The 9,873-nt window shown below is 67.0% G+C and carries 11 protein-coding genes; 8 read left to right on the top strand and 3 right to left on the bottom strand.

Annotated features, from left to right (window positions below):
* Window positions 1–339: 339 nt before the first annotated feature.
* Window positions 340–1,371, bottom strand: a complete 1,032-nt coding sequence (gene hrcA / locus ACFWPH_RS23265) for a heat-inducible transcriptional repressor HrcA (protein ID WP_033244753.1) — start codon at window positions 1,369–1,371, stop codon at window positions 340–342.
* Between the two features lie 197 nt (window positions 1,372–1,568).
* On the opposite strand from hrcA, the gene ACFWPH_RS23260 reads away from it, so the two are divergent.
* The 4 genes from ACFWPH_RS23260 (at window position 1,569) to ACFWPH_RS23245 (ending at window position 4,310) form a co-directional block, all read left to right on the top strand.
* Complete coding sequence (locus ACFWPH_RS23260; protein WP_378754245.1) at window positions 1,569–2,309, top strand: YbaB/EbfC family nucleoid-associated protein; 741 nt, start codon at window positions 1,569–1,571, stop codon at window positions 2,307–2,309.
* Window positions 2,310–2,319: 10 nt separating this feature from the next.
* Entirely contained in the window at window positions 2,320–2,670 is a 351-nt protein-coding gene (locus tag ACFWPH_RS23255; protein WP_378754244.1) for a type VII secretion target, read from the top strand.
* The gene (locus ACFWPH_RS23250; protein ID WP_378754243.1) at window positions 2,671–3,555 is read left to right on the top strand and encodes a hypothetical protein; all 885 of its coding nucleotides are present in this window, start codon (window positions 2,671–2,673) and stop codon (window positions 3,553–3,555) included. It abuts the gene before it with no gap.
* Window positions 3,556–3,674: 119 nt separating this feature from the next.
* Window positions 3,675–4,310, top strand: a complete 636-nt coding sequence (locus ACFWPH_RS23245) for a hypothetical protein (protein WP_378754242.1) — start codon at window positions 3,675–3,677, stop codon at window positions 4,308–4,310.
* Window positions 4,311–4,362: 52 nt separating this feature from the next.
* Here ACFWPH_RS23245 and hemW read toward each other — a convergent pair whose 3' ends face one another.
* Window positions 4,363–5,568, bottom strand: a complete 1,206-nt coding sequence (gene hemW, locus ACFWPH_RS23240; protein WP_378754241.1) for a radical SAM family heme chaperone HemW — start codon at window positions 5,566–5,568, stop codon at window positions 4,363–4,365.
* Between the two features lie 24 nt (window positions 5,569–5,592).
* Window positions 5,593–6,021 (bottom strand): SgcJ/EcaC family oxidoreductase, encoded by a 429-nt coding sequence (locus ACFWPH_RS23235; RefSeq protein ID WP_378754240.1) that lies wholly within the window; start codon window positions 6,019–6,021, stop codon window positions 5,593–5,595.
* Window positions 6,022–6,200: 179 nt separating this feature from the next.
* Between ACFWPH_RS23235 and ACFWPH_RS23230 the strand changes: the two genes are divergently transcribed.
* The 4 genes from ACFWPH_RS23230 to cysD all read left to right on the top strand — a co-directional run bounded on the left by ACFWPH_RS23230 (window position 6,201) and on the right by cysD (window position 9,872).
* Window positions 6,201–6,302, top strand: coding sequence for an Ms4527A family Cys-rich leader peptide (locus ACFWPH_RS23230; RefSeq protein WP_357238227.1), 102 nt, complete (start codon window positions 6,201–6,203; stop codon window positions 6,300–6,302).
* 134 nt (window positions 6,303–6,436) lie between these two features.
* Entirely contained in the window at window positions 6,437–8,185 is a 1,749-nt protein-coding gene (locus ACFWPH_RS23225; protein ID WP_378754239.1) for a nitrite/sulfite reductase, read from the top strand.
* Window positions 8,182–8,946: a phosphoadenylyl-sulfate reductase gene (locus ACFWPH_RS23220; protein ID WP_378754238.1), complete on the top strand. Its 765-nt coding sequence runs from the start codon at window positions 8,182–8,184 to the stop codon at window positions 8,944–8,946. Before ACFWPH_RS23225 ends, ACFWPH_RS23220 begins: the two co-directional genes overlap by 4 nt.
* Complete coding sequence (gene cysD / locus ACFWPH_RS23215; protein ID WP_280415909.1) at window positions 8,925–9,872, top strand: sulfate adenylyltransferase subunit CysD; 948 nt, start codon at window positions 8,925–8,927, stop codon at window positions 9,870–9,872. The genes ACFWPH_RS23220 and cysD overlap by 22 nt, the downstream gene beginning before the upstream one ends.
* Window position 9,873: the final 1 nt, after the last annotated feature.

The following is a 9,873-nucleotide window of genomic DNA, read 5'->3' as shown; positions in this document are numbered from 1 at the left end:
CGCCCCGGGCGTGGGGTTTTTGCCCCCTTTTGTTCCTTGTTGTGGGCGCTCGATGCTCGCGGCTGCGCCGCATTGCCTCGAGCGCTGACAGCAGGGACGGGCCAAAACCTTTCAGGGCCTCGCTGAACTCGGCGGCGCCGCTGGTTACGTTGGGGTTCGTATCGGTCGCGCCGAGTCTCGCACGGAGGGGCACGGTCCGTGGTCGCGGCCGTAGGCGAGGGCTCCGGAGAGCCCGACGGCTGCTCCCCCGGCGTCGTAGCTGTCGGCGAAGGTGGGGTCAAGTGCCGGGAGCGGTCATCCGGGCGACTCGTTCGACGATGTTCGGGTACCGCATCACCCTCACCGTTCGGCGAGGACCTCGCCGATGTAGCGGGCTACGGCCGCGACGGAGGCGATCGTTCCCGGGTAATCCATTCGGGTGGGGCCGAGCACACCCATACCGCCCAGGACCGCGCCCGCGGCGCCGTAGCCGGTGGTGACGACCGAGGTTCCGCGCATCTCCTCGACCTGGGTTTCCTCACCGATCCGCACCGTCACCATTCCCGGCTGCTGGGCGGCGGCCAGCAGTTTGAGGACCACGACCTGCTCCTCGAGCGCTTCCAGCACGGTGCGCAGCGAACCGTGCAGGCCGAAATCACCGGCGTTGCGGGTGAGGTTGGCGGTACCGCCGAGCACGAGCCGCTCCTCGGGATGCTCGACCAGGGTTTCCACGAGCACCGTGGACACTTTGATCAGCACATCCCGCAGTTGCGGTGGCGCCTGCTCCGGCAGTTCGGCCACCGCGGCAGAGGCGGCGGCCAGCCGTTTACCGTCCATCGCCGCGCCCAGCATGCCGCGCAGCGCGGCCAGATCCTCGTCGTCGACGACGGTGCCGAGCTCCACGATGCGCTGATCGACCCGGCCGGTATCGGTGATCACCACCAGCAGCAACCGTGCCGGATTGAGCGCCACCACCTCGAGGTGCCGCACCGTCGACGCGGAGACCGTCGGATACTGGACGACAGCAACCTGACGGGTGAGCTGGGCCAGCAACCGGACCCCGCGGCGCAGCACATCGTCGAGGTCGACTCCCGATTCGAGGAACTGCATGATGGCCTTGCGTTCGGCGGCCGAGAGCGGTTTCACATCGGCGATACGGTCGACGAACTGCCGGTAGCCCTTGTCGGTGGGAATCCGGCCCGAACTGGTGTGCGGCTGGGCGATATATCCCTCGGCCTCCAGAACGGCCATATCGTTGCGGACGGTCGCACTGGAAACACCCAGGTTGTGCCGGTCCACCAGGGTCTTCGAGCCGATGGGCTCCTTGGTGGCGACGTAGTCGGCGACAATCGCCCGCAGGACCTCGAAGCGCCGATCCTCGGTGCTCGACATCGACCCCACCTCCTCGCTGTGCTGTACGCCGTCGTTGCCGACCGGCGGCGCACCGTCTTCCTCCGAACCCAGCTCGGACACCCGGGCTCACCACCCAGTCTATGTCCGCGGCGCTCCTCCACCCGGGCACAGCCGCCGAAAGACCGTGCTAACGTCCCCCGGAGCGCAGCAGAATCCAGTACCCAGGGGGGATTTCGGTGTCGGACGACCCATTGGCGACAGCCGCCGGCCTGGCCCAGTGGGCCGAGCAGATGCAGCAGAAGGCCCAGCGGTTCCAAGTACTCCAGGGCCGGCTCGCGCAACTGTCGGTGACCGAGACCTCCGGCGACAACAGTGTCCGGGTCACCGTCGACAGCAACGGCGTGCCGACCGATATCCGCTTCACCGACGGGATCCGGCGCAGAAGCCCGGTCGCACTGTCCACCGAGGTGATGGCCTGCCTATCGCGTGCCCGTGCCGCACTGGGCCGCGAAGTGACGGCGACGGTCCACGAGGTGGTCGGCGACGACCCGATCGGCGCGACCATCATCGAGCAGTTCGCCGGCCGCCTCGCCGACCCCGCAACCGCCCCGGGACTTCCCCATCCGGCGCCACCGGTTTCGCAGAGGACGCCGCCGCAGCCCGGGTCCGCGGCGCCGGCACCGATATGGTCGGACCAGCCGAATCCGGCCTCCTCCTGGAACCGGCCGGCACATCCTGACCCCATCTGGAACGAACCGCAGTCGAACCGGTCCCCGGGCCCGGCACCTGCCCGGCCCGAGCCCACATACCCCGCACCCGCGCCCCCGCCACCCACACCGGCGCCCCCGCCACCCACACCGCCGGCTCCGGGCCGCAACCAACCGCCTCCTCCGCCTCCCGCGACTCCGACATCGCTGATCCCCGATGTCGAGGACGAAGAAGGCGAGTACTACCGGAACAAGTCCTGGCTGGTCTGAGGTAGCGACGATGACGAACGAAGCAGCACCCCCCTTGCAGGTCGACCCGGAAAGCCTGCGCAAGCATGCGACCAGCGTGCAGAGCCTGATGGCCCGGACGACCGCCGCCCTGGAAGCGGCGAGCTATATCGCCGCCGCCGATGACGCTTATGGTGCCATCCCACGTCCGATCGTCGATTGGATTCTTTCCGACAATCACGCCTCGACCGTGGCGGCGATCCGCAAGGTAGCCGAGAAGGCCGCCGGGGTTCCCGGGAAATTGAACGCCGACGCGGACTCGTTCGAGGGCACCGACGGCACCTTCGCGCAAACACTCGAGGGGTTGCAGACAGCGATCGAGGATTCGAAGGGGGGACTCTAGATGGCCACCGAGATCGGGGAATGGCTCAACGAGCACACGCCGGGGTTCGACGACGAAGCGCCCCCCGAGGGCAACGAACTGATCGTCGACGGTACGAACTACCGCGAAGAATATTTCCAGGAAGACGCCTTCCTACACCACAACGTCGGCTTGGCCGGCGAGGAAGGACCCTGGGGAATTCTCGAGGGCACCATCGCCTACGACGCGTGGAAGGTCGTCTCGGATCTCAACAAGGACGCCTATCTGGACTCGGCCCTGGGGGCGATCGGAGTCGGCGCGACAGCCGCCGAAATCGGCACCGATCCATTGGCTTTCGTCGGCACCCAGATCGCCTCGTGGATGCTCGAACATGTCGAACCGCTGCGCAAGGCGTTCGATTCGCTCATGGGCAACCCGGACATGGTCGAAGCGTACGCGGGCACTTGGACGGAGATCGCGAAAGAACTCACGGCGATCCGTGGCGACTGGCAGTCCGCTATCGACGGCGAAATCGCGACCTGGTCGGGGCACACCGCGATCGCCTACCGCAATTACGCGACGACCCTGCTCGATCAGATCGGCGCGGCAGGCGGTGCGGCTGCCGCGCTGGCGACCATCATGGAGAAGACCGCGAAAATCGTCGATGCGGTGCGAACACTGGTGCAGAACATTCTCACCGCGCTGTACGGTGCACTCTTCAGCTGGACCATCGAGCTGGCACTCTCCGGCGGCACGGCGGCACCGGTGGTGGCCGCTCAGGCGACCACCCGCATCGCCGCGGAGACGGTCAAAGTCTCCACGTTGATCACCAAGATGCTCGACGTCCTGACGGATATGGGTCCCTACAAGGAAGCCCTCACCTCTGTTCTCGAGACTTTGCTCGCGCCCGAAGGGGCTCCTGCGTAACGCCCGGACGTCCGCGGCCACCGCTGCCCCCGGCACATTCCCCAGCACGGACGCGAGAGCGGGGCGGCAGGGACGCCCTTCGCCCGACTCCTTCGGCAACTCCCGGATACAGGAAGCTCATGGACAACCCAGCAGACCGGCACCGGCCACCGCTTGCTCCACCGCCGAGGCAGCATTCCTTCCCTGGGGCGCCGGTGCCCCGCCCGGTCACGCCCGGACAGCCCTATCACGGCACCATGCTGCCGCCCGATTTCATCCTGCCGTACCGCCATGACCCGGAATCGCCTATGCCCGAGTATGTTCCGGAGCCCGGCGAGACCGGCATCGTCATCGACGCAGCGTTCTACCGGTGGACGTTTCTGCCGTACGCTTATCTGGCCTGCAAACCGCGGATCACGGTGGACGGGCAGCGAATCCCGGACACATCGTGGGGTGCGAATTTCATTCCCGTCGCGCCGGGGCTCCATCACGTCCGGGTCAGCACCTACCCGTCGGCGTGGGCGAAAATGCGCCTGGTTATCGGAGCGCCGTGGATGGAACTGGGGTTCGCGGACGCCATGATCCCGGTGCGCGACCGACACCTGACCCGCACGCACTATCAGTCACCGTTGTCGAAGATTTTCGCCGGCGCGCTCGGTCCGCAGCCGCGGGAACATTTTCCCGGTCGCCGTTTCTACCTGGTGATCCAATGCATTATCGGTGTGCTGTTCGCCGTCGTCGCGGGAGGGATTCTGTACTCGACGCTCTTCGGATAACTACTCGATCGCCGGCCGGCGATCAGCACGCCGAGTGGCGGTCCGCAAGCACTCAGCCGAGCAGCTGCAGGACCACGCCGTCTGCCAGTAGGCGGCCACGGTCGGTCAGGACGAGGCGGTCGTCACGTATCGACGCCAAACCGTCTGCGGCGACCCCTCGCGCGGCGCGTACGCCTGAGGAATCGAGATCGGATAGCGGCAGGCCGGTGCGCAGGCGTAGGGCGAGCATGACCCGCTCCAAGTAGCGGTCCTCGGTCGTGGAGGCTTCCCAGCCCGCGGCAGGTAGACCGCCTGTGACAGTGCGGTCGGCGTAGCGGGCCGGGTGCTTCACGTTCCACCAGCGGACTCCCCCGACGTGGCTGTGTGCACCGGGTCCCGCGCCCAGCCAGTCACCGCCGTCCCAGTAGCCGAGGTTGTGGCGGCAGCGGGCGGTATCGCCGGCCGCCCAGTTCGAGACCTCGTACCAGGTGAGACCGGCGGCGGCCAGGCGGGCGTCGATACGTTCGTAGCGGGCGGCGAGGACGTCGTCGTCGGGAGCGGGGAGTTCGCCGCGGCGTACCCGGCGGGCCAGTGCGGTGCCGTCTTCGACGATGAGCGAGTACGCCGACACGTGGTCCACACCCGCCTCCAGTACGGCGTCCAGGCTGGCGTCGAGATCGTTGTCGTGTTCGCCGGGGGTGCCGTAGATCAGGTCGAGATTGACGTGGTCGAACCCGGCGGCCCGGGCTTCCCGGGCGGCGGCCACCGCGCGACCGGGAGTGTGCGTGCGGTCCAGTACCGCCAGGACGTGTGATGCCGCCGACTGCATCCCCAGCGAGACGCGGGTGAACCCGGCCGCCCGGATGCGTTCGAAGAATTCGGGGGAGGTGGATTCCGGGTTGGATTCGGTGGTCACCTCGGCGTCCGGGGCCAGGTCGAATTCGGACCGGACCGCGTCGAGCACGCCGGCCAGTCCGTCGGCGCCGAGCAGCGACGGTGTGCCGCCGCCGACGAACACTGTCTCGACCGGCGGGGTGGCGCTGGGTAGCTCCGCGAACTGCCGGGCGGCGGCCGCGAGTTCCCGGCGCAGCGCGGCCGACCAGGATTCCGGGGAGGCGGAGGTGCCCAGTTCACCGGCGGTGTAGGTGTTGAAATCGCAGTACCCGCAGCGGGTCGCGCAGAACGGCACGTGGACGTAGATGCCGAACGGCCCGCCACCGAAATCGCGCAGCACCGGAACGGTATCGCTGTGCGGGGTCGCGGTGGCGGGGGAAGTCATCGTTCCAGTGTGCCGGGCCGCGGCTCAGCCTGCGATAACCGGGGTGTTCTGGTTGGCGGTGAGCATCCAGCGCCCGTTCTCCTCGGTCATCACGTACAGCGGGGCACCTTCGCTGTCCAGTTCGCCGGCGCCGGTGTAGTAGCGCTGCCGCACCTTGACCGCCGCCACATCGGGCCGGAGAAACAAGATGTGCTCGACGTCGTAGGTGACCCGGTCTTTCAAGGCAGAACCCGGCAGCACCTGTGCTGTGAACTCCGCGATCGCGGGCTGCCCGTACAGGCGTTTGCCGTGGCCGGTGGTCCACAGGGCGTCCGCGCGGAACAACGCGGCGAACCGGTCGACGTCCTCGTTTGCCTGCGCCTGCGCGACGGCGTCGACCACAGCGTGGATCGCTGCGATCTCGGTATCGGTATCGGCCGGTGCGTAGGCGGCCCCGTCTGTTTCGGTACTCATACCGTCAGCCTGCAACCTCGAGTTATCTCGAGGTCAAGCCTTCCTTTCCCGCCGGGTCCCGAGCCCCGTCAAGAAAATATGACGACCGTCACATATAACCGGCCGGAACCAGGCGATTTCCCGGGAGTGCACGGGAAATACTGGTAGGGCGGTCGGAATGCGCGTCGCGGCATGGCACAATGGGTCGCATGCGCGCATCCGGAGTTCGACTTGTGGCCCGTCGCCACGTCGACTACAAGCGCGTCTGCAGCGCCTGTTGTCTGCCCGGTTCCGCCCGGTAGCTCAGCTGCGCCCAGTCCCGGTTTTCCGGTGATCTTCCCCGATTCGAGGATTTCGGCCCGCTGATACCGCAGGTGCGAGTCAGCCCCTCGCGCCCTCAGCACGGACCCAAGCCATACCCAGCAGGAGCGACTTCATGACGTCGAGCACCGACGCCGCCACCCCCGCGAAGGCCGAGACCCCGGCAAAGGGCGAGGCCCCCGCACGTCCCACGCGGGCTCGCACCGGTAAACCCGTGCGCCGCCGCGCCGAGGGACAGTGGGCGCTCGGCTACCGGGAACCGCTCAACCCGAACGAGCAGTCCAAGAAAGACGACAACCCGCTCAACGTCCGGGCCCGGATCGAGAACATCTACGCCAAGAACGGGTTCGACAGTATCGACAAAGGCGATCTGCGCGGACGTTTCCGCTGGTGGGGCCTGTACACCCAGCGTGAGCAGGGTTACGACGGCACCTGGACCGGCGATGAGAACGCCGATCTCCTCGAAGCGAAGTACTTCATGATGCGGGTACGCACCGACGGCGGCGCGCTGAGCGTCGATCGCATGCGCACCCTGGGCCAGATCTCCACCGAGTTCGCCCGCGATACCGCCGACCTGTCCGACCGCGAGAATCTGCAGTACCACTGGATCGATATCGAGAACGTGCCGGAGATCTGGCGCCGTCTCGAGGCCGTGGGCCTGCACACCACCGAAGCCTGCGGCGATTGCCCGCGCGGATTGCTCGGTTCGCCGCTGGCCGGGGAATCGCTGGACGAGATCATCGACCCCACGCCCGCGATCGAGGAGATCGTGCGCCGCTATATCGGCAAGCCGGAATACTCCAACCTGCCGCGTAAATTCAAGACCGGAATCTCCGGCCAGCAGGACGTGGTGCACGAGATCAACGATGTCGCGTTCATCGGCGTGAACCATCCCGAGCACGGGCCCGGCCTGGACCTCTGGGTCGGCGGCGGCCTGTCCACCAACCCGATGCTGGCCCAGCGGGTCGGCGCCTGGGTGCCGCTGGACGAGGTGCCCGAGGTGTGGGAAGCCGTGGTCGCACTGTTCCGCGATTACGGCTACCGCCGACTGCGCACCAAGGCCCGGCTGAAGTTCCTGATCAAGGACTGGGGTATCGAGAAGTTCCGGCAGGTCCTTGAGGACGAGTACCTGAAGCGCAAGCTGATCGACGGCCCCGCCCCGGAGCGGCCGAGCCGGCCGATCGACCACGTGGGTGTGCAGAAGCTGCGTAACGGCCGCAACGCCGTAGGCTTCTCCCCCATCGCCGGCCGGGTCTCCGGCAGTGTGCTGACGCAGGTCGCCGACGCGATGGAACGCGCCGGTTCGGACCGGGCCCGGTTCACCCCGTACCAAAAGCTGATCGTTCTCGATATCGCCGACGACAAGGTCGAGCAACTCATCGCCGAACTGGAACCGCTGGGCCTGCAGGCGCGGCCCTCGGTGTGGCGGCGCAATTTGCTGGCCTGCAGCGGTATCGAATTCTGCAAGCTCTCCTTCGTCGAGACCCGCAAGCGGTCGCAGGTGCTGGCGCCGGAGCTCGAACAGCGGCTCGCCGATATCAATGCCGAGCTCGATGTGCCGATCACGATCAATATCAACGGTTGCCCGAACTCCTGCGGCCGGTCCCAGATCGCCGATATCGGGTTCAAGGGCCAGCTGGTGGACGACGGCGACGGGAATCAGGTCGAGGGCTATCAGGTTCATCTGGGTGGCAGCCTCGGCCTCGACAGCAGTTTCGGCCGCAAACTGCGCCAGCACAAGGTGACCAGCGCCGAACTCGGCGATTACATCGAGCGCGTGGTGCGCAACTTCGTCAAACTCCGCGAGGGTGGTGAACGGTTCGCGCAGTGGGCTGTTCGCGCCGAGGAAGCCGATCTGCGATGAAACCCGCAAGCGTGGTGACGGGAGAACCCACTGTGACAACCGAGCAGAAACAGCTGCCCGCCAAACTGGGCGCCGACGAACTCCGGGCACTGGCCGAACGCGGTGCCGCCGAACTCGGCCCGGACGCGACGGCCGCGGAGCTGCTGCGCTGGACCGAGGAGAACTTCGGTAGCGGCTATATCGTCGCGTCGAATATGCAGGACGGGGTGCTGGTGCAGCTCGCTGCCCAGGTACGCCCGGGCGTGGATGTGCTGTTCCTGGACACCGGTTACCACTTCGCCGAAACGATGGGCACCCGTGACGCCGTGGAGGCGGTATACGGCGTGAACGTGGTGAATGTGCGCCCCGAACACACCGTCGACGAGCAGGACGCGCTGCTGGGCAAGGACCTGTTCGCCCGCGACGCGGGGGAATGCTGCCGGCTGCGCAAGGTGGTGCCGCTGCGTAATTCGCTGGCCCCGTACAACGCCTGGGTCACCGGTATCCGCCGGGTGGAGGCCCCCACCCGCGCGAACGCTCCGCTCATCTCCTTCGACGAGGGTTTCGGGCTGGTGAAGATCAACCCGATCGCGCCGTGGTCCGACGACGAGATGCAGGACTACATCGAGAAGCATTCGATTCTCGTCAATCCCCTGGTGGAGGAGGGGTATCCGTCCATCGGCTGCGCTCCGTGCACACGGAAGCCGGAGCCGGGTTCCGATCCGCGAAGCGGCCGCTGGGCCGGGCTCGCCAAGACCGAATGTGGGTTGCACGCATCATGACCGACGTAATCACCGAACGCTCTGTCGGCCTCTCGGATTTCGACACCCTGGCCGCGCTGGAATCGGAAGCCATCCATATCTTCCGTGAGGTCGCGGGCGAGTTCGAACGGCCGGTGATCCTGTTCTCCGGCGGTAAGGACTCGACCGTTCTGTTGCATCTGGCGCTGAAGGCGTTCTGGCCGGCGCCGCTGCCGTTCGCGCTGCTGCACGTGGACACCGGGCACAATCTGCCCGAGGTGCTCGAATTCCGCGACCATGTGGTCGAGAAGTACGGGCTGCGGCTGCATGTGGCTGCCGTGGAGGACTATCTCGCGGACGGCCGCCTCACCGAACGCGCCGACGGTATCCGCAACCCGCTGCAAACCGTTCCGCTGCTGGATGCCATCAGCGAGAACCGGTTCGACGCGGTATTCGGCGGCGGCCGCCGTGACGAGGAACGCTCCCGCGCCAAGGAGCGGATCTTCTCGCTGCGCAACGCCTTCGGCCAGTGGGATCCGAAGCGGCAGCGGCCCGAACTGTGGAACCTGTACAACGGCCGGCACGCACCGGGCGAGCATGTGCGGGTGTTCCCGCTGTCGAACTGGACCGAACTCGATATCTGGCGCTATATCGCCCGCGAGAACGTAGAGCTGGCCACCATCTACTACGCGCACGAACGGCCGGTGTACCAGCGCGACGGAATGTGGATGACCCCCGGTAGCTGGGGTGGCCCGCGTGAGGACGAGGTCCTGGAGACCCGTTCGGTGCGGTACCGCACTGTCGGCGACGGTTCCACCACCGGCGCCATCCTGTCCGACGCCGCCGATAACGAGGCCATTCTGGCCGAGGTCGCCGCCTCCCGGCTGACCGAACGCGGCGCGACCCGTGGCGACGACCGGGTCTCGGAAGCCGCCATGGAAGACCGAAAACGAGAGGGTTATTTCTGAT

It is taken from the genome of Nocardia sp. NPDC058499 (assembly GCF_042719915.1).
Lineage (GTDB): Bacteria > Actinomycetota > Actinomycetes > Mycobacteriales > Mycobacteriaceae > Nocardia.
Note: the sequence above shows the minus strand (reverse complement) of the source record. Positions and strands in the feature narration are given on the sequence as shown.